The sequence below is a fragment of the Chitinimonas arctica genome (genome assembly GCF_007431345.1).
Classification (GTDB): Bacteria; Pseudomonadota; Gammaproteobacteria; order Burkholderiales; family Chitinimonadaceae; genus Chitinimonas; species Chitinimonas arctica.
The window spans coordinates 1567307-1586678 of record NZ_CP041730.1 but is presented as its reverse complement, the minus strand read 5'-3'; the positions used below and the strand labels follow the sequence as shown (position 1 = coordinate 1586678).

Annotated in this window: 17 protein-coding genes; 3 read left to right on the top strand and 14 right to left on the bottom strand. The window is 62.5% G+C overall.

Features of this window, described 5'->3' with window-relative positions:
- Nucleotides 1-7: 7 nt before the first annotated feature.
- The 3 genes from siaB to FNU76_RS07055 form a co-directional block, all read right to left on the bottom strand.
- Complete coding sequence (gene siaB / locus FNU76_RS07065) at nt 8-550, bottom strand: biofilm regulation protein kinase SiaB (protein ID WP_144277533.1); 543 nt, start codon at nt 548-550, stop codon at nt 8-10.
- Between the two features lie 34 nt (nt 551-584).
- A complete protein-coding gene (gene siaA, locus FNU76_RS07060) occupies nt 585-2576 on the bottom strand; it encodes a biofilm regulation protein phosphatase SiaA (protein ID WP_144277532.1) in 1992 nt (663 codons plus the stop codon).
- 78 nt (nt 2577-2654) lie between these two features.
- The gene (locus FNU76_RS07055; protein WP_223879255.1) at nt 2655-3743 is read right to left on the bottom strand and encodes a glutamine synthetase family protein; all 1089 of its coding nucleotides are present in this window, start codon (nt 3741-3743) and stop codon (nt 2655-2657) included.
- On the opposite strand from FNU76_RS07055, the gene FNU76_RS24450 reads away from it, so the two are divergent.
- The gene (locus FNU76_RS24450; RefSeq protein WP_223879391.1) at nt 3626-3973 is read left to right on the top strand and encodes a hypothetical protein; all 348 of its coding nucleotides are present in this window, start codon (nt 3626-3628) and stop codon (nt 3971-3973) included. The genes FNU76_RS07055 and FNU76_RS24450 overlap by 118 nt on opposite strands.
- Nucleotides 3974-4049: 76 nt before the next feature.
- Here FNU76_RS24450 and FNU76_RS07050 read toward each other — a convergent pair whose 3' ends face one another.
- The 3 genes from FNU76_RS07050 to FNU76_RS07040 form a co-directional block, all read right to left on the bottom strand.
- Entirely contained in the window at nt 4050-5204 is a 1155-nt protein-coding gene (locus FNU76_RS07050; RefSeq protein WP_144277531.1) for a CaiB/BaiF CoA transferase family protein, read from the bottom strand.
- A 52-nt stretch (nt 5205-5256) separates the two neighbouring features.
- Complete coding sequence (locus FNU76_RS07045) at nt 5257-6435, bottom strand: acyl-CoA dehydrogenase (RefSeq protein ID WP_144277530.1); 1179 nt, start codon at nt 6433-6435, stop codon at nt 5257-5259.
- Nucleotides 6436-6712: 277 nt separating this feature from the next.
- The gene (locus FNU76_RS07040; RefSeq protein ID WP_144277529.1) at nt 6713-9427 is read right to left on the bottom strand and encodes a TonB-dependent receptor; all 2715 of its coding nucleotides are present in this window, start codon (nt 9425-9427) and stop codon (nt 6713-6715) included.
- Nucleotides 9428-9793: 366 nt separating this feature from the next.
- On the opposite strand from FNU76_RS07040, the gene FNU76_RS07035 reads away from it, so the two are divergent.
- A complete protein-coding gene (locus FNU76_RS07035) occupies nt 9794-10552 on the top strand; it encodes an IclR family transcriptional regulator (protein WP_144277528.1) in 759 nt (252 codons plus the stop codon).
- A gap of 63 nt (nt 10553-10615) precedes the next feature.
- On the opposite strand, the gene FNU76_RS07030 is transcribed toward FNU76_RS07035, so the two are convergent.
- The 3 genes from FNU76_RS07030 to FNU76_RS07020 all read right to left on the bottom strand — a co-directional run bounded on the left by FNU76_RS07030 (nt 10616) and on the right by FNU76_RS07020 (nt 13669).
- A complete protein-coding gene (locus tag FNU76_RS07030; RefSeq protein WP_144277527.1) occupies nt 10616-11617 on the bottom strand; it encodes a hypothetical protein in 1002 nt (333 codons plus the stop codon).
- Nucleotides 11618-11753: 136 nt separating this feature from the next.
- The gene (locus FNU76_RS07025) at nt 11754-12947 is read right to left on the bottom strand and encodes a CaiB/BaiF CoA transferase family protein (protein WP_144277526.1); all 1194 of its coding nucleotides are present in this window, start codon (nt 12945-12947) and stop codon (nt 11754-11756) included.
- Between the two features lie 98 nt (nt 12948-13045).
- Nucleotides 13046-13669 (bottom strand): pyridoxamine 5'-phosphate oxidase family protein, encoded by a 624-nt coding sequence (locus tag FNU76_RS07020; RefSeq protein WP_144277525.1) that lies wholly within the window; start codon nt 13667-13669, stop codon nt 13046-13048.
- 86 nt (nt 13670-13755) lie between these two features.
- Here FNU76_RS07020 and pdxR point away from each other — a divergent pair, with 86 nt between their 5' ends.
- The gene (gene pdxR / locus FNU76_RS07015) at nt 13756-15240 is read left to right on the top strand and encodes a MocR-like pyridoxine biosynthesis transcription factor PdxR (RefSeq protein ID WP_144277524.1); all 1485 of its coding nucleotides are present in this window, start codon (nt 13756-13758) and stop codon (nt 15238-15240) included.
- Here pdxR and fghA read toward each other — a convergent pair.
- The 5 genes from fghA to FNU76_RS06990 all read right to left on the bottom strand — a co-directional run bounded on the left by fghA (nt 15237) and on the right by FNU76_RS06990 (nt 19188).
- Nucleotides 15237-16082 (bottom strand): S-formylglutathione hydrolase, encoded by an 846-nt coding sequence (gene fghA / locus FNU76_RS07010; RefSeq protein WP_144277523.1) that lies wholly within the window; start codon nt 16080-16082, stop codon nt 15237-15239. The genes pdxR and fghA overlap by 4 nt on opposite strands.
- A gap of 178 nt (nt 16083-16260) precedes the next feature.
- The gene (locus FNU76_RS07005) at nt 16261-16650 is read right to left on the bottom strand and encodes a type II toxin-antitoxin system VapC family toxin (protein WP_144277522.1); all 390 of its coding nucleotides are present in this window, start codon (nt 16648-16650) and stop codon (nt 16261-16263) included.
- Nucleotides 16644-16901, bottom strand: a complete 258-nt coding sequence (locus FNU76_RS07000; RefSeq protein WP_144277521.1) for a type II toxin-antitoxin system VapB family antitoxin — start codon at nt 16899-16901, stop codon at nt 16644-16646. Before FNU76_RS07000 ends, FNU76_RS07005 begins: the two co-directional genes overlap by 7 nt.
- Nucleotides 16902-17185: 284 nt before the next feature.
- Nucleotides 17186-18292, bottom strand: coding sequence for an S-(hydroxymethyl)glutathione dehydrogenase/class III alcohol dehydrogenase (locus FNU76_RS06995; protein WP_144277520.1), 1107 nt, complete (start codon nt 18290-18292; stop codon nt 17186-17188).
- Between the two features lie 167 nt (nt 18293-18459).
- The gene (locus FNU76_RS06990; RefSeq protein WP_144277519.1) at nt 18460-19188 is read right to left on the bottom strand and encodes a substrate-binding periplasmic protein; all 729 of its coding nucleotides are present in this window, start codon (nt 19186-19188) and stop codon (nt 18460-18462) included.
- Nucleotides 19189-19372 lie beyond the last annotated feature (184 nt).

Here is a 19372-nt window from a genome sequence, read left to right as displayed (position 1 = left end):
TAGAGGATTAGATGACCGCCCGCAGGCTGATAAAGCCGCGCTCATCGGGCAGCTGGCGCAAGGTACCGACCAGGGGCTCGCTGGCCTTGCGGGCAATATCGATCAGGCCCAGGCCGGCCCCGCTGGCGGCATCGTCGGTGCGCGGCTTGCGCAGTTGTTCTTTGTACATGGCTTTGAGCTGGCTTTTGTCCAGCGGCGCCAATTCGTCGATCTTGGCAAGCAGGACTTCGCCATCGGCTTGTTCGACCAAGTTGCCGGCCGATACCACGTAGCGGCCCTGCGGGTCGCGCGCGATGACCACCGTGGCGGCGGCTTCCTGCTCCGGCCAGCCCTTGAGCCGAGCGTAATGGCGGATATTCTGGGTCATTTCGATATAGACCCCGAAGACATCCATGGCGGCGGAGGGATGGGCGTGATCCGCCTCCAGGTAATTGCGCAGGGCATTACCTATTTCTTCTATCAGGCTGCGTGATATCGGGCCATTGAAGCACAGCATGATCTGCTGACGATTGTAGCGCTCGCGCATGTCGAAGAGATCGAGTGGTTCCATTACGGCTCCCTGCACGGATCGGTGAAATCCAGCGTCAACCAAAGCGGAAACATAGCATCGTAATATCGTCGCGCTGGGATTGCGCGCCTTGGTAGCTGGCCAGCGTGGCGTCGAAGGCCGCCGCTTGTTCGGCCAGGGGCAGGCGGGCGTACTTGCGCAGCATCCTGGTGAAACGCCTGCTGCCGAAGCCGTAACCCAGTTCACCACCGGCCTGGTCGAGGAAACCGTCCGTGGTCAGATAGAAGGTATGGCCGGCCAGCAAGCCGATGCGGGTGTTCACATAGTCGCCGGTCCGTTTGTCGCCGATCGCGCGGCGCCCGCCGGGCACCTCGCCCACGGTTTCGCCGTCGCTATGGAAGAGCGAGATCTTGGCGCCGGCGAAGGTCAACTCGCGCGCCTTGAGATCAGCATAGGCCAGGCCGACATCCATATTGGTCGCCAAGGCTCGCTGGTCCGGCTCATGGCGCAGCATCAGCCGGACGATCTGGTCGGTCCTGGCCAGGATGGCGGCGGGGTCGGCGGTACCTGTGTCGGCGATGGCCTGGTCGAGGGCAGCATGCGCCAACATGGTCATCAGCGCGCCAGGCACCCCATGGCCGGCGCAGTCCACCACTCCCAGCAGGCAACCGCGCTCGTCGGCTCGGTAGACATAGAAATCGCCGCCCACCACGTCGCGCGGCCGCCACAGCACAGCGTGCTGTTCGCCCAGGGCATTGCCGAGCTGGTGATTGGGGAGGATGGCGCGCTGTATCAGGCTGGCGTAATCGATGGAGTCGTCGATCTTCTTGTGCGCCGAAACCATCTCGAGATTGGCTTGTTCCAGCTCCCTGGTGCGTTCGCTGACCCGGTTTTCCAGCTCCTCGGTGTGGCTGCGGACCTTCCGGGCCATCACGCCGAAGGCGGCGCTGAGCTGGCCGATCTCGTCATGGCGCCCTTGCGGCAGGGCAACTTCGTAATGGCCGGCCGCCATGGCTTGGGCGGTATGTTGCAGCTGGCGTAGAGGGCGCAATACCAGTTTGTCCACCGCATAGGCGAAACCGGCCAGCAAGGCGACCAGCAAGGCGGCCAGCGTCAGCAGTACCGGCGTGAGCCATTGCCGATCGATCAGCTCGGCCGCGCGCAGATCGAGCGCGGTCACCACATGCCATTTCAATTCGGGGATATAGCTCAGCGCCAGCAGCTGCGGCTTGCCGTTCAGGCCGACCGAGCAGACCGTGACGCTGCCAGGTTTGTCGACGGCGGCGGCCATGGCGGTACGCAGGCTTTCGGTGTCGCCGCTATCGTCCAGCAGGCGGAACAGGCTGCTGTCCTGGCGGGGCGCATTTCGGGTGGCCGAGTTGTAAGCGATCAGGCGCTTGTCGGGGTGGGCCTGGATCGCACCCTTGCCATCGAGGATCATGGGGGTGATCCCCGCCTCGTAGTTGGCGATAAAGTCGTTCAGGAAGGTGGATAGGTCCAGCCCGCTTCCCGCCAGGCCGATCTTGCGGTCGCCATCGTGTACCACCACATTGAACCAGACCTTGGTGACATTCAGCTGTACGTCGCGATCGACATTGATATTGAAATGGCTGGTATCGCGCATGGTGCCGAAATACCAGTTGTCATGTTCGACCTTGGGATCGAGCCGGTAGCGCGCGGTGCTGGTGATGGGGCCTTTGCCGTCGTTGAAGTAATACTGGCGGCTGTTGCCGTTGACGACGAAGTAGGAATGGTCGCGGAAGTCGCGCCGATAGCCTTCCGCCTCGCGGAAGAACAACTTGCGCTTGTCCGCGTTGTCCTCGTCCTCCAGCCATTGGCGGGTGACCTGCGAATCCGCCAGCCGGAGCGATAGCGCCAGCTCGCGCGATACCGGCGCGAAGACCTTTTCGCGGTTCAGCAGGGTGGTGTTGCGGGCGTAGGCTTGGCCGAAATGGTTGCGGAAACTGTCCAGCACCTGCCAGCCGATGACGGCGGCAGGCAGCAAGGCCAGCACGCATGCCAACAGCAAGGCCAGCAAGGATTTACCGCGAAGTCCCAGGGTCACCATGACGCCTCAGTTGAACCAGGTGGAGCTCCACTATAGTTCAAGCCGAGGCGGGGGGATTTGGCTTACGGCGGATAGGACCTAGGCCAGGGCGGCCAGATAGCGCCGTTCCCATGGCGTTACTTCGTTGAGGAAGCTGTCCAGTTCCACTTCCTTGGCGGCCACGAAGGCATCGATGAATTCATCGCCGAACAGGCTGCGCGCAACGGCGCTGCCATGCATGGCAGCCAGGGCGGCTTCCAGGCTGCGTGGCAATTGCGGACCGGTATCTTCCGCCTGGTTGAAGACGGTGCCGGTCGCTTCCGGCGTGGCCTGCAAGCCTTGCTCCATGCCATGGAGTCCGGACGCCAGGCTGGCGGCCAGGGCCAGGTAGGGGTTGGCATCGCAGCCGGGAATGCGGTTCTCCACGCGGCGGGCAACCGGGCTGGAACGGGGAATGCGCAAACCGACCGAGCGATTGTCGTGGCCCCAGCTGAGATTGACCGGCGCCGCCATATGCTTGGCAAAGCGGCGATAGCTGTTCACATGGGGGCAGAACAGCGGCATCAGCTCCGGAATCAGCTTTTGCTGTCCCGCGATGAATTGCTCGAATAGCGGCGTGGCGCTACCGTCCGGCGCGCTGAAGATATTGCGGCCTTCGCCATCCACGATGCTTTGGTGGATATGCATGGAGCTGCCCGGTTGGCCGGCCAGCGGCTTGGCCATGAAGACCACCTGCAGATTGTGTTTGAAGCCGACCTCGCGCAAGGCGTATTTGAACAGGAAGGCCTGGTCCGCCAGCAATAGCGCATCGCCATGCAGCAGATTGATTTCGTACTGGCTGGGTCCCAGTTCATGCACGAAGGTATCGCCGGGGATGCCGAGCGCCGCCAGGGCGGTGTAGACCTCGTCGAAGAAGGCGCCCAGATCGTTGAGGCCGCCCATGCTGAAACCTTGCTGGCCGTCCTCGCGTCGGCCATTGCGGCTTTTCGGGGGGTAAAGGGGTCGTTCGGGTCGAGGTTGGGGGCTAATACATAGAACTCCAGCTCGGGCGCGACCACCGGCTGCCAATCGTGGGCGGCGTAGGCGGCCAGCACGTTTTTCAGCACATTGCGGCTGGCGATGGGCGTGGGCCGGTCGTCCAGGTCGATACAGTCGTGGATGGCCATGGCACGCGGCTGGCCGGCCCACGGAACCGGCTTGAGGGTGCCGTAGAGCGGCAGCAACTTCATATCCGGGTCGCCTTCACCGGAATATTTGTAATCGGCCCAGTCGCCGGTGGCGGTCTGGATGGCGACGGCGCGGCACAGCCGCAGTTCCTGGCCGGCGGCGAAGCTGGCGGCGGGCATGGTCTTGCCGCGCGGGAAGCCGTTGATATCCGGCACCAGGCATTCCACCTCGCGCACATGGTGCTGTTGTAGCCAGGCCAGGCTGATCTGCTTGTCTTGAGTGGTCGTCATGCTTGTCTCGAAAGGGTTGCCGTCGGGGGCGAACGGCTCAGGCGTTGCCGAGCAGGCTATCGCTGTGCTCGCCCAGCATGGGCGGCGGCACATCATAGCGAATCGGTGTCTTGGAAAGCTTGATCGGATTGGCCACCATTTTCACCGGGGCGATCGGGTGGGCTATCGTTACCACCGCACCGCGTGCCTGCGCTTGCGGCTCGGCCAAGGCTTCCGGCACGGTATTGATGGGGCCGCCGGGAATGCCCAGGCTATCCATACCGGCGATCCAGTAGGCGCGGCTTTGGGTCAACATGGCGGCACTGATCAAGGGCACCAGCTCGGCACGGTTTTCCACCCGCGCGCGATTGGTGGCGTAGCGAGGGTTGCCTGCCCATTCGGGATGGCCGCAAAGTTCGGCGAAGCGGGCGAACTGGCTGTCGTTGCCTACCGCGACGATCACATGGCCGTCAGCGGCGGGGAAGGCCTGGTAAGGCACGATATTGGCATGGGCATTGCCGTAGCGCGATGGCTTGCTGCCGCCCACCAGGTGGTTGGAGGCCACGTTGGCAAGCATGGCCAACTGGCAATCGAACAGCGCCAGATCGATATGCTGGCCTTCGCCGCTGCGGTCGCGGTGGGCCAGGGCCGCCTGGATGGCGACGGTGGCATACATGCCGGTGAACAGATCGGTGACGGCGACGCCAACCTTCTGCGGTTCGCCGTCGGCCGCGCCGGTGATGCTCATCAAGCCGCCCAGGCCCTGGATCATGAAGTCGTAGCCGGCTTGCTCCGCCCGCGGCCCGTTCTGGCCGAAGCCGGTGATCGAGCAATAGACGAGGTCGGGCTTGATGGCGGCCAGGCTGTCGTAATCCAGGCCGTATTTCTTCAAGCCGCCGACCTTGAAGTTCTCCACCACCACATCGCAGCTTTTCACCAGCTCGCGCAGTTGCGCCTGGCCCTCGCTGCTGGCGATATCGATGGCCAGCGATTGCTTGCCACGGTTGGTGCAGAGGAAGTAGGCGGACTCGCGGCTGGGCGCGCCATCCTGGCCGGTCAGAAAGGGCGGGCCCCAGCCGCGGGTATCGTCGCCGCCGTCGGGTTTTTCAACCTTGATGACGGTGGCGCCCAGGTCGGCCAGCAACTGGGTGGCCCAGGGACCGGCCAGTACGCGGGAAAGGTCGAGAATGCGGAGATGCGATAAGGCGGACATGGTGCTTTCCGGATGCGGCCCACCGGCACCGGCGCCGATGGGCCGGTTGGACTCAGTTGCCGAAGGCGGCGATGCCGGTCTGCGCGCGGCCCAGGATCAGGGCGTGCACATCATGGGTGCCTTCGTAGGTGTTGACTGCTTCCAGGTTCATCACATGGCGGATGACATGGAACTCGTCGCTGATGCCGTTGCCGCCATGCATATCGCGCGATACGCGGGCGATATCCAGGGCCTTGCCGCAATTGTTGCGCTTGATCAGCGAGATCATTTCCGGCGCGGCGCGGCCTTCGTCCATCAGACGGCCCACCCGCAGGGCGGCTTGCAGGCCCAGGGTGATTTCGGTCTGGAAATTGGCCAGCTTCAGCTGGATCAACTGGGTGGCGGCCAAGGGGCGACCGAATTGAATACGGTCCAGCGTATATTGGCGGGCGGCCTGCCAGCAGAACTCGGCCGCGCCCATGGCGCCCCAGGCAATGCCGTAGCGGGCTTTGTTCAGGCAGCCGAACGGACCCTTCAGGCCCTTCACGTTGGGCAGCAGATTGGCTTCCGGGACAAATACCTCGTCCATGACGATTTCGCCGGTGATGGAGGCACGCAGCGAGAACTTGCCTTCGATCTTGGGAGCGCTCAATCCCTTCATGCCTTTTTCCAGCACAAAGCCGCGGATCTCGCCGTCGTCGGTCTTGCCCCACACCACGAAGACATCGGCGATCGGCGAATTGGTGATCCACATCTTGGAACCCGACAGCGAGTAGCCGCCATCGACCGAGCGGGCGCGGGTGATCATGCTGCCGGGGTCGGAGCCATGGTTGGGTTCGGTCAGGCCGAAGCAGCCTACCCATTCGCCGGTGGCCAGCTTGGGCAAGTATTTCTGTTTCTGTTCTTCGGTGCCGTAGGCGTAAATCGGGTACATCACCAGCGAGGACTGCACGCTCATGGCCGAGCGATAGCCGCTATCGACCCGCTCCACTTCCCGCGCCACCAGGCCGTAGGCCACGTAGCTGGCGCCGGCACAGCCGTAACCCTCGATGGTGGAGCCCAGCAGGCCCAGTTCACCCAGCTCGGTCATGATCTCGCGGTCGAAACGCTCGTGGCGGTTGGCTTCCAGTACACGCGGCAGCAGCCGGCCCTGGCAGTAATCGCGGGCGGCGTCGCGGATCATGCGTTCGTCGCTGTTGAGCTGCTCGTCCAGCAGCAGGGCGTCGTCCCATTGAAAGTGCGGCTTGGCCATATCGGTCTCCATATTGCGTGTCTGGTAAATGCCTGGGCTCAAACGATCCGAATCCAGGGAAGGCGTATCAGTTTGTTCCGCTATGCGGAATTTAATTTCACTATGCGAAACAGCATAGCCGGCTATGACGACGCTGTAAAGACGGCTTCGGCTGTCGGCGACGGACATCCAGGCAGCATGCGCCTGCCGGCGATCCGCCGCCAGAGGACCAAAAAAAACGCCCCGATTCGACTCGGGGCGTTAGGGGTGTTGCGTAGCGGCCCGAAGGCCGCCCGGATCACTTGAACTTGTAGTTCAAGGTACCGTAGATGTAGCGGCCACGGGTGTCGCCCAGATCCTTGTCGAAACCCATATTGTTCGATGGGTTGAAAGGCGGATCGCGGTCGAACAGGTTGTCGGCGCCCAGACGCAAGGTCAGGTCCTTGATGCCCGTGTAGCTGACCGACGCATCGAACGTGGTGGAGCTGGTAAGGCTGACGCCCTCGTCATAGTGAGAGTACTGGACGTTGTTGGTGATGGAGACGGTCCGGTCCATGCGATACGACGACACGTAGTTCACGCTGCTGGTAGTCGCCCATGGGCCCTTTTCCCAGTTCAGGCCCAGCTTGGCGCGAACGCGGGGGGTCTGGTATTCGCCGGCTTCGCACGAGGTGTTGTTGGCGCAGTTGATGGACGGATCATCCGGCAGCTTGGAGCTGTTCTGGCGCGACAGGTAGGTACCTTCGGCCAGCAGCTTGAACTTGCCGGCTTCGCGGGTACGCATGGTGATGGAGCCATCCACGTCGATACCGTCGGTGAACACCTTGCTGCGGTTGATCAGGCCGATTTTCACTTCCTTGAGCGCGCCGACCAATGGGCCGATGGAGTTCTTCTCGGCAGGCGTCAGGGCGTCGTACTTTTCCTGGTCTTCCGTGGTCACCGGGTAGCGAACCACATTGCCCTTGTAAGGACCATCTTCGCCTGCCAGGACGGATTCGGAATCGAGCTCTTCGATCCGGTCCTTCCAGCTGATGCGCCAGTAGGTCATGCCGATATTGACGTCCTTGACCGGTTCGAACACGAAGCCCAGGTTGAAGTTCTTCGACTTCTCCGGCTTGATGGTCTTGGTACCGGTAACCAGGGACAGCACCGAGGCGCTGCAATCGAGGTCGAAGAATTCGTTACCGGTAAGGCAGCGCTTCGGATCGCGTGCCGAAGCGAAGCCGCCGCGGCCTTCATTGAAGGTTTGCGACAGGGTCGGTGCGCGGAAGCCGGTGCTGTAGGTGGTACGCAGCAACAGCGAGGGCGTCGGGGTCCAGCGCAGGCCAACCTTGGGGTTGGTGGTGTTGCCGGCGAACTCGTAGTGGTCGTAACGGACCGCCAGTTGCGCTTCCAGATTCTTCAGGATGGGCAGGCTGAACTCGGTGAAGGCGGCCGACTGGCGTTGCGAGCCGTTGATGCCCATCAGCTGCGAATAGATGCCGATCTCGCCTTTGCGCCAGGCTTGGGTGGGATCGTAGCTCAGCTTGTCGCGCTTGAACTCGGCGCCGACCGCTACGCCGATTGCACCGCCCGGCAGTTGGCCGAATTCGGTGGTGCCCTTGACGTTGAAGAACTCGGTCTGGGACTTGGTCCGGACAGCGTGATCGGCGCGCAGCTCATCGATGGTCTGGGCCGAATTCTTGTTGCTGCCAAACGGATTGTATTTGCCCGCTTCCAGGTAATCATGCAGCTTGTCGTGCATAAAGGTGCCAAGGGTGCGGATATGGCCCTTCTCGGTACCGCTGCCGACGGAGCCTTCCAATTCCCAGTCGCCCAGTTGGCTCTTCAAGCCCCCGACCATCCAGGTCGTCTTGACCTTGGAGTGGATGCCGCCTTCTTCGGATTGGAACAGGCGGCGGACGCGCACGTCAACGCCATAGGGGTTGATGGCGGTATTGTCCTTGGATACCAGCAGAACGTTGGAGCGATCCCGATTCTGGATCCAGGCCGGGTTGCCCAGGATCTTCGAGTCGAAGTTGTTATAGAACAGATGGCCATAAGCCGTCAGATTGTCCGTGATGTCCCAGTTACCGGTGATCAGGCCGCTGTAACGGGTCTGCGGGTGCAGCAGTTCTTCCCCTTCGGCCTGGGTATAGAAACAGGCGTTGCGGGTTGGCGAGGCGCCCCATTCCGGTGCATTCGGGTAAGGACGGATATGGTCGGCTGCACATTCTGGATCCGGCATACGCTGCGAACCGCCCAGCGACAGGGTGCCCGGGTCGGTGCCCTTGGCGCCGTACACGCCGCCCTGGATCAGGCCGCCCGGCTTGTCGCGGAAGTCGCCGGTCTTGGAGCGGGTCCAATCGCGATCGGCTGCATTGATGGCCTTGCGGTTTTCGAACGACAGGGTGTAGCTGACATTGAATTTCTGCTCGGCGCGATCGCCGAAGCCGCCGCTGATCGCGGCCTTGGCGGTGTCGCCATCGCCATGGGTGGTCTTGCCGTAGGAGGACGACAGTTCCAGGCCCTTGAAGTCCTTGCGCAGGATGAAGTTGACCACGCCACCGACCGCGTCGGTACCGTAAATGGCGGAAGCGCCGTCCTTCAGCACGTCGATGCGCTCAATGGCCGCCAGCGGGATGCTGTTCAGGTCGACCGAGGTCTGGCCGTTGTAGGAGTCGGAACCGGAGCTCGGCAGGCGGAAGCCGTTCAGCAGCACCAGGGTGGGCAGTTGACGCAATTCCACGTTGGATGCGCCATTGCGGAAGGAACCGGCACCGGTGGCTTCGCCGCCGTTACCGCCGGCGGCGGTCAGCTTGCGCATCACGTCGATGACCGAGGTCGCGCCGGAACGGGCGATGTCTTCGCGGTTGTAGGAAGTAACCGGCGAAACCGTTTCGCGGTTGACGCGTTTGATATTGGAGCCGGTGACTTCGATCTTCTCGACGGGCGGCTGTGCATCCGCAGCGAAGGCGAGCGTTATGCCGGCACCCAGCGCCAGTACTGCCTGGGCAATTTTCGTAAGTTGCATCACGTGGTGTATCTCCAATTGCTGTCAGCGGAAGATGCCGACTTCGGTATAAACGCCAGGCGGATAGCCAATCTCATGCTTGTCCACCCGGCAAAAGGTGGGGCTGACGTACGCCCGACCGGGTTTTGCGCTGGGCGCCATCATCTCATTAGGGAAACCCTAATGGTTCGGTGTGAACGGGGGTGCAACACAGTCGTATATGCGGAAAAAACGATATATTGCTAATAAAAACAATGGGATGAAGTGGTATCTTCAAGTGTGGTCGGCGGAACTTTTGCTTGTCCGATTGTTACATTGCTGCAACATTTGCCGGCAAGTCTGTACCCTCTCAACCTCGCTAGCCCAACGTTCCCGTGGAACCCTTACATGCCTGATCCGATCGACGAGACCGACCGCTTATTTGTTACCGCGCTGGCGCGCGGTCTGGATGTATTGGCCGCGTTCAAGGCCGGTGATCGTGCCCTCGGCAATACCGAATTGGCGCAGCGTTGCAGCTTGCCCAAATCCACCGTCTCCCGGCTGACCCATACCCTGTGCAAGCTGGGCTACCTTAGCCAGGATGGCGCGGGGCGTTACCACCCGGCACCGGCCGTGCTTACCCTGGGTTTCGCCGCCCTGGCCGGACTGGACCTGCGCGAGCGCGCGCGCGAACCCATGCGCAAATTGTCGGAAGCCAATGGCCTGGCGGTCACGCTGGGCGTGCGGCAGGGGACGCGGGTGGTCTATGTGGAAACCTGCCGGGCGCCGACCCGTGTCGGTATCCGCCTGGAAATCGGTTCGACCGTGCCGCTGGCCACCACGGCGATCGGGCGGGCGCTCTATCTGGCGCTGCCGCAGATGGAACGCACGCTGCTGGACGAACAGCTGGCGGCGGAATACGGGCCGCGCTGGCCTGCCTTGGCTGAACGCTTGCAGGGCGCGCGCGAGGCATTCGGCCGCGATGGCTTCTGTGCCTCATTCGGGGAATTCGAACCGGATATCCACGCCGTCGCCGCGCCGATCGCGGGCAGCTTGCCGGCCATGGCACTAAGCTGCAGCGGCCCGGCCTACCGGCTCACGCCGGCGGAGTGGGCCGGGGAGATCGCGCCCCAGGTAGTGGTGCTGGCGGGGCGCTTGGGCGTGTGAAGGGAAGCCGGCAAGGGCGTACCGCATGCCCTTGTCGAACTGTCCGGCTTCCCCGCTAATCGCCTATTGATCTTGAGGCGGTTGGCAGATCGGCTTCATCGGCCGGCATTCCCAATACCGATTGAAGAGCGTTTGGTCATAGACCGTAAAGCCGATATTCCCATTGGCAGCGCTTGGGAACGTGATGCTGAATGCCTCGTCCAGCTCTGTCACCTGGTTGTCGCCTTCGGGCGGCAGGGTCCGCGGACTAAGGCGGGTCCGCGGCTCGCTGAAGCGGACCACGACATGGGTCTGCGATATCAGATGGCTCAGGTTATTGGTGACATATTGGCCGGCATCGAAGGAGCCGTACATATATTTGCCGGCGGGAATCGCCGTGTTCAGCCCCGCGAACTTGACCGGCGCGAAGGTGTCCTGCGCCCGGCCCATCACCTGGCTGAAGGCGCCGTTCAGCATGGAATCGACCTGTTTATTCAAGAAGCGATCGGTGATCTGGCCGAGGATGGGAATCCAGGAAAAACTGCTGGAACAATCGCGGCCGGTACTGGGCTGCAGATCGACAATGCGCAGATTGGCCAGCATGCCATTGATCACGTCCAGATTGCCGGACAGATTCAGCGTCCCGGTATTGGCCGATACCGTGCATTCCGCCGAGAAGGGGCCCCAGGACTGCTTGAAATTGGTGCGCAGTTCCGCCGAGAACTGGCCCAGCGAAACATTCGGTCCCACGCCGGTATTGGAGGGCGTGATCGCCAGCTGGATAGGACCGCGGATTTCGACGGTATGCCAACGATAACCCGACTCGTGGGCCAATTCGGCCTGCACGCGGCTATAGAGGCCTTGCTTGAGCTCGGCGTAAAGCTTGTCGCGTGCTTCCGTGACTTTCCGGTAATCGCTGCGGGGGTGGTCTTCTATCCGCTGGCCGCGATAGTCCAGCACGGCCGAGGGGGTAAGCTTCAAGCCGGTCTGCCAGCGCCAGCCGTCGCCGTTGGGGATGGCGGCGGCGGTCAGCGAGCTGCTTACGAGCGCACAGAGCAGCGCCGATTTAAGGTACGCGTGTTTCATTTTTAAAACTTCCTCCTGGGAATTGTGATCGGACTCGGGTGCTACAGGCTCGCCGACACGGTCCAGATGCCGGCGATTGGTTCATGGGATCAAGCCGTGGATATTTGGATTTTTTTATCCGGCTTGATAAACAGGGTTATTGCTGCAAATCGGCATCGCATGCGGGGCCCAGCGCGCCGGCCGCCTGCAATGCTGCAATTTCCATTTCATCCAGCCCGGCTTCGCGCAGGATCGTCCGGCCGTGTTCGCCCACCGCGCCACCCGCCTGGCCATATACGGCTTCGGCGCGGGAAAAACGGATAGGCATGGCCGGTTGGCGCACCGTATCGTCGCCGATGGCAACGTCCACCACCCAGCCACGCGCCCTGGCCAATTCGCTGTCCAGCGCTTCCGGCAGGCTCAGCACCGGTTCCACGCAAGCATCCACCGAGGCGAACACCGCTTCCCAGCTGGCGCGATCCTGCTCGGCAAGGCGAGCCGCCAGTTGCCGCTTGGCTTGGGCCGGATCGATGCCGAAGCGGGCCGCCAGCTCGGGCAAGCCGATGGCCTGGCAGAGCGCTATCAGGAAGGGCGGCTCCAGGCTGCCGACGGCCAGCCAGCGATTATCCCGGCAGCGGTAGTAGTCGTAGTGGCTGCCGCCGTTGAGCAAACCGCCTTCGGCCGGCGTATCGCAATCGGCCGCCAATTGGCCGGCCGCGGCCAGCGCATTCAAATGGAAGGCGCAATCGCTCATGGAGATATCGATGTGCTGGCCCAGGCCGTCCTGCTCGCGTTGCCGCAGCGCCGCCAGAATGCCGATCACCGCATGGAGGGAACCGCCTGCCACGTCGGCGACTTGTAGCCCCTGCGGCGGCGGTCCGCTTTGCTGGCGGCCGGAGCCGGCGGACAGGCCGGTCAAGGCCAGATAGTTGATATCGTGGCCGGCGCGGTCGCGCAGCGGCCCGGTCTGGCCGTAACCGGTGATCGAGCAATAGACCAGGCGGGGATTGTGGGCTTGCAAGGTGGTGTAATCCAGGCCCAGCCGCGCCATGACGCCGGGACGGAATTGCTCCACCAGCACATCCGCCTGGACCACCAGCCGAAGCACCGCGGCCAGCGCGCCAGGCGCTTTCAGGTTCAGGGCCAGACTCTGTTTGTTGCGGTTCAGATAGGCATGGCCGGCCGCCACGCCTGCCACGAAGGGCGGGCCCTGCCGGACCAGGTCCGGACGATCCGGCGATTCGATGCGGATGACCTTGGCGCCCAGGTCGGCCAATATCCGGGTGGCGAACGGGCCTGGCAGCAGCGGCGAAAAATCCAGGACGGTCAAACCGGCAAGCGGGGCGGGCATGGCGGGTTCCGGGGGGGGGCGTGGCGCGCAGCATAGCAAGGCGCCGGTTACAAGCACATGGCAACCGCGCCTTGCTGCAATTTGTGTGGCGCGCAGACCTATACCGCGACTGTCGGCGTGGCTACCGCAGCGATCGGTTCACCGAAACGGGTTTCCAGCGGCATGACGCCGGCCCATACCGGCCAGTCCATATCGGCCTCGTCGTCTATGGGCGGTCCGCTACGCAGCTTGGCCACTGCTTCCACGATGGGCATTGCCAGCATAAAGGTGGCGGCCATCTCCTTGCTGTTCGGCGGACGTACAGTGGGCCAGCGCGCGGGAGAGACCTTCTCCATGAAGGCGACCAGCGAGGCCATTTTTTCCGCTTCATCGACAACCGGTTCAAAGCGGCCGTAGATCATCGCCGAGCGGTAGTTCATGGAATGATGGAAAGCCGACCGGGCCAGGACCAGGCCATCGACATGGCTGACGCAGACCGAGGCCGCCGCGCCTTCCGCCAGTGCCCGAAGCAGCCGGCTGCCATTGCTGCCGTGGATATGCAAGGTGTCGCCGATACGCCAGTGGGCGGTGGGAATGCAGTGGGGCTGGCCATCCACGGCGAAGGCGATATGGCAGACATAGGCGCTGTCGAGGATGGCGTGCACGGTTTCCCGGTCATAGTCCGCGCGCAGGGCGGCGCGGCGGACGCGGGTAAGAGGGGTCTGCGCGAACTGATGGCTCATGGCGGGTTTCCGAAAAGTTGGGTGATGCCGTTGACGGGTGGAGAACGACAGCGTAAATGGCTAATGGCCCTTCGACGAGTACCAGAATGCGACTACCAGATGGAACCAATTTAACGGCACTCAGCGAATATCTGCTGGCCGGGCTGGACCGCGATGCACGGGAAGCCTTGCATCGCCAGCTCTATCGCGCGCTGCGTGCGGCGATCCTGGCGGGCAAGCTGCCGGCCGGCTCGACCTTGCCCGCCAGCCGGGGCCTGGCCGAGGAACTGGGTTTGGGGCGCAATACCGTCCTGCACGCCTATGAACAACTGTGCGCCGAAGGGTATTGCCATGGCCGGGGCGGGGCCGGCACCTTCGTGACGGCGGTATTGCCGGAAGCAGTGCCGGAGCGGCCGCCATCACCGGCTCGGCAACAAGGCACGCCGGGATTGTCGAGTCGCGCCAGGCAGCTGCTGCCCACCCTGACCCGGCGAGCCGAACCGGCCGGGCCCGCTTTTATGCCGGGCTTGCCGGATCTGGCGGCTTTTCCGTGGACGCAGTGGCAGCGCCATCTGCATCAGCGTCAGCGCGCCAGCTCGCCCGCCGATTTCGACTACCGCACCGAGGGCGGCCATGCCGAGCTGAAGACCGTGCTGGCCGAACACTTGCGCCTGTCGCGGGCGGTGGATTGCAGTGCGGAACAGATACTGATCACCGGCGGTATGCAGCAGACACTGGACCTGGTCGCGCGCGCGGTCGCGGATGCCGGTGACGTGGCCTGGATGGAAGATCCGGGCTACCTTGGCGCCCGAACGGCCTGGCAGGCGGCCGGTCTGCGTGTGACGCCCCTGCCGCTGGACGAACAGGGCATGAACTGGATGGGCGCGGACTACCCTAAACCGCGCTTGATCTATGTCACCCCCTCGCATCAATACCCGCTGGGCGCGGTCATGAGCCTGGCGCGCCGGCAGTCCTTGCTGGCGGAGGCGGCGAGGCATGATGCCTGGATACTCGAAGACGATTACGACGGCGAATTCCGCCATCAGGGACGGCCCCTGGCAGCCTTGCAGGGACTGGACCGCAGCGGTCGGGTGCTGTATCTGGGCACCTTCGGCAAGACCATGTTTCCTGCTTTGCGGCTGGGCTACCTGGTGGCGCCGATCGAGCTGGTCGATCCCCTGCGCCGCTTGCAGGCGCGGCTATATCGCGAGAGCGACTACGTGGTACAGGCGGCGCTGGCCGACTTTATCGGCGAGGGGCATTTCGGCTCGCACCTGCGCAAGATGCGCACCATCTATGCACGCCGCCAAGCCAAGCTGCGCGACACCTTGTGCGAACAACTGGGCGGTGCTTTGCCGCTATTGGGCGGGGAGGCCGGCATGCATGTCTGCGCGCGCTTGCCGCCCGGCAGCGACGACCTGGCGATCAGCGCCTTACTGGCGAGCGCCGGCATCACCGCCCAACCCTTGACGCCTTATTGCCAGGGACAGCCACCTTTTCCCGGCCTGGTGCTGGGTTATGCCGGCGTGGACGATGCCACGCTGCGATTGGCGGCGGTCAAGATGGCGGCGGTGTTGCGCGGGATGCTTTAGCTGTCGTTCAAGCCCTTCGCATGATGGGCGATATGGTCGGCCATAAAGGACGAGATAAAGAAGTAGCCGTGGTCGTAGCCCGGATGGTTACGCAAGGTCAGCGGCTGGCCAGCTGTCAGACAGGCGGCCTCGAAGCGTTCCGGCTGCAATTGCTCCGTCAAAAAACGGTCGTTTAAACCCTGGTCGATCAAGATGCCGCCGGGATAGGGCGCCATCGAGGCCGCCATCAAGGCGCTGGCATCATGGCTCAGCCAGTTGCTGCGATCGCTGCCCAGATAGCCGCTGAAGGCTTTTTCACCCCAGGGACAGTCACTGGCGGCGGCAATGGGGGCAAAGGCCGACAGCGTGCGGAATGCACCGGGATGGCGCAAGGCCAGGGTAAGCGCGCCATGTCCGCCCATCGAATGGCCGAACAAGCCCAGGCAATCGCTGCGTATCGGCAGCTGGCTGCCGAGCAGACGGGGCAATTCCCGCACGATATAGCTTTCCATGCGGTAATGGGTGGACCAGGGGGCTTCGGTGGCATCCAGGTAAAAGCCGGCCGCCAGGCCAAAATCCCAATGGTCGGTTTCTCCTGGTACATTCGCGCCGCGCGGGCTGGTATCCGGCGCGATCAAGGCCAGACCGTGCTCGGCCGCATAGCGCTGGGCACCGGCCTTGATGAGAAAAGTTTCCTCATTGCAGCTGAGCCCGGCCAGGTAGATCAGGCCGGGCACTGGCCCCTGTTCGGCTTGCGGTGGCAGATAGACACCCAGCCGCATGGGCAGCCCGATTTCGCTGGAGTCGTGTTGGTAAAAGCCTTGCTTGCCGCCGAAGCAGGCGTGTTCGTTCAAGCATTTCATCGTGCCATTCCTTCCTTGCCGGCGGCGGCGGGGAGGAGGCACCAGGCTCGCCGCTTGGCTAAACGTCTATTTTTGGGGTGTCCCAGCTATCGCTGCAGCACCCCGAACCGAGCGAGACACCAGCGTATCTTGCTTCAAATGCGGCGTCTGGTCGTGCGTCGAGACATGCGCATAGCGATCAACATTTCTCGATGTCCGTTTGCGAGAAGTCGTTGCCAACAAATAACAAGGGTTCGTCCAGCGACTTGGATAAGGCATATACCGCGCAGTCGCCGAAATTTAGTTGGGCCGGATGGCCTTGCCCTTTGCCATAGCGAAGGAAGGCTACGTCGGCGAGGCGGGCTTGGCGCTCGTCGAAGGGCGTCACAGTGGCACCTATTTCCTCCAGGAAGCGCTGCAGTTTTCCCAGCATGGTCGGGTGCTCGCGCGCCCTGACTACGATATGCGCTTCCAGCAGACTGACCGCCGAAATGCGGCAGACTTTGTGCACCTCCAGAGCGGTGATGATGCGCTCACGCTCTGGCTCCTGCTTGAGCCAGGCCAGCACAGCCGACGTATCGATTACCATGTGCCGTGCTCGTTGTAACCCAGAATGTCGTTGTCGCTACGGCCATCGCTAGGTCGATGCGGGACCGCATCGACTTCCCTCGCCAGCGCGGTCAGCCGTTCCCGGAGCGCGGGCTTTTTCGCCGGCAGCCCACGCAAACCCGCCAGGGACATCAATCCCTCGCGAACAACTTCTGTGACGCTCACGCCCTCGGCAGTAGCGATCTGCTGCGCTAGCCGTTCCAGTTGTAGGTCTTCGATGACGATAGCCATGTGTGCCTCCCATTACAGATGCAAATAATCCGTGTTGTGGGAGGGCAAATCAAGAGATTAGTTTCGCGAAACAAATCGCAGTTTGCGAGGGTCACTCGTTTCAGCTCTAGCTATCGTTTACCGTCAGCGCTGAGATTCAATTCTCATCTCATGGCCTATCGATGTCCGGAATGTCGTGCTACTCAATCAACTGTCGGGATGCGGTGCGCCGAACTGCGAACTATGTCCGCTTCCGGCGCGTCCTTGTAGCACCGAAGCTTTTTTCTTTTTTCTGAGATGATCTCCTAATACAAGACCACTGAGCGGATGGACTCGCCCGATTTCATTAGTTCAAAACCTTCATTGATGCGTTCCAGCGGCAGGGTATGGGTAATCAGGTCATCGATGTTCAGCTTGCCCTCCATATACCAGTCCACGATCCTGGGCACATCGGTGCGGCCACGGGCGCCGCCGAAGGCCGAGCCCTTCCATTCCCGGCCGGTCACCAGCTGGAAGGGGCGGGTACTGATCTCCGCGCCGGCCTCGGCCACGCCGATGATGATGGATTTGCCCCAACCCTTGTGGCAGCACTCCAGCGCCTGGCGCATCAGCTTGGTATTGCCCACGCATTCGAAGCTGTAGTCGGCGCCGCCGTCGGTCAGTTGGACGATATGGTCGACCACGTTTTCGACTGCGCTCGGATTGATGAAATGGGTCATGCCGAACTTGCGCGCCAAGGCCTCGCGGCGCGGATTGATATCGACGCCGATGATCTTGTCCGCCCCTACCATGCGGGCGCCCTGGATGACATTCAGGCCGATGCCGCCCAAGCCGAACACCACTACATTGGCGCCGGCTTCCACCTTGGCGGTAAAGATCACCGCACCCACGCCGGTGGTGACGCCGCAGCCGATGTAGCAAACCTTGTCGAAGGGTGCATCGTCGCGGATCTTGGCCAGCGCGATTTCCGGCACCACGATATGGTTGGCGAAAGTGGACGTCCCCATGTAGTGGAAGATCGGCCGGCCATCCAGCGAAAAGCGCGAGCTACCGTCCGGCATCAGGCCCTTGCCCTGGGTGGCGCGGATGGCCTGGCACAGATTGGTCTTGCGCGACAGGCAGAACTTGCACTGCCGGCACTCGGGGGTATAGAGCGGGATGACATGGTCGCCAGGCTTGAGCGTGGTGACGCCGGCGCCGACCTCGGTGACGATGCCGGCGCCTTCATGGCCAAGGATGGCGGGAAACAAACCTTCCGGATCGGCGCCCGATAAGGTGTAGTAATCGGTATGGCAAATGCCGGTGGCCTTGATTTCCACCAGCACCTCGCCCGCGCGCGGGCCGGCCAGGTCCACTTCTTCTATCGTCAACGCTGCGCCTGCGTGCCAGGCAACGGCTGCTTTGGTTTTCATAGCGGCTCCGTAAATGGGGATGGGGGAGGCAGCCGTGCGCTAGCGGCGCTGCCCGTCGGCGCGAGCTTAGCAGGCTGGCTTATGGTGGCAGGGGACGAACAAAGATATATCGTTGGCACCGCCGATTTCAGGCGGCGCCAATCGTCGATGCGTTGGCTGGGCGTGATTTAGGGGTACGCTGCCTCGATAGTCTTGTATTTACCGTTCTTGCGTATCGTTTCCAGTCCCTGGTTGAATTTTTCCAGGTACTTGGCGCCGTCCGGCGTCTTCTTGGAGAAGGCGATATAGAGACCCGGTTCGGCTGTCGTGCCGACCACGTTGAATTTACCGGTGAAGTCGGCCTTGTTCTTGGCAAAGATATCGTTGGCGACCTTCTCATAGGCCACCATGTATTGCACCCGCTTGGCCAGCAACTTGCGAAATCCCTGCTCATCCTGGTTCGATACACTGCGCTTGATCCTGGTATTGCGGTCGAAATCGTCGCCGTATTCATAATTGTTGGTCACCGCCACGTCCTTGCCTTCCAGATCCTTGGGACGCAGACCGCTTTCCTTGGAATCCGCCGGGGCGTAGATATTGATGGCAGCGGTAAACATGGGTTTGGCGTGCCATAGATAGTCGTTTTCCAGCAGGCTGTTGCGGGCTGCATCGAAACAACCGGCCAGCTTGCCGTCCTTGGCCTCGGACATGCAGCGCGCATAGGGCACCACGGCGAACTTGACGTCCACGCCGGCCGCCTTGAACGCCTCGCGCACGATATCGACGGCGAAGCCCTTTGCTTCGTTGCCCACCTTGGCGCAATACGGCGCCCAATCGTCTTCCGCGCCGATGGTGACGGTGTCGGCCCATGCTTGGGTGGCGCAGCCCAGGCCGACCGCCAGGATTAGAGATCTCATCGTGCTTCCTTTCCTCGCTTGCCTGGCGCGACGGGATGTGGCGTCCGGCGTGGCCAGGGCAATCAATCGCCTGGCACTTCGCTTATGTTGTAGACGCAGCGGGGCATGCTGACCAGCCGAGATGTACCCATGGTTGGATTAGCGAATCAAGTTGAAGAAAAATGTAAGATTCCGGCAGATAAGC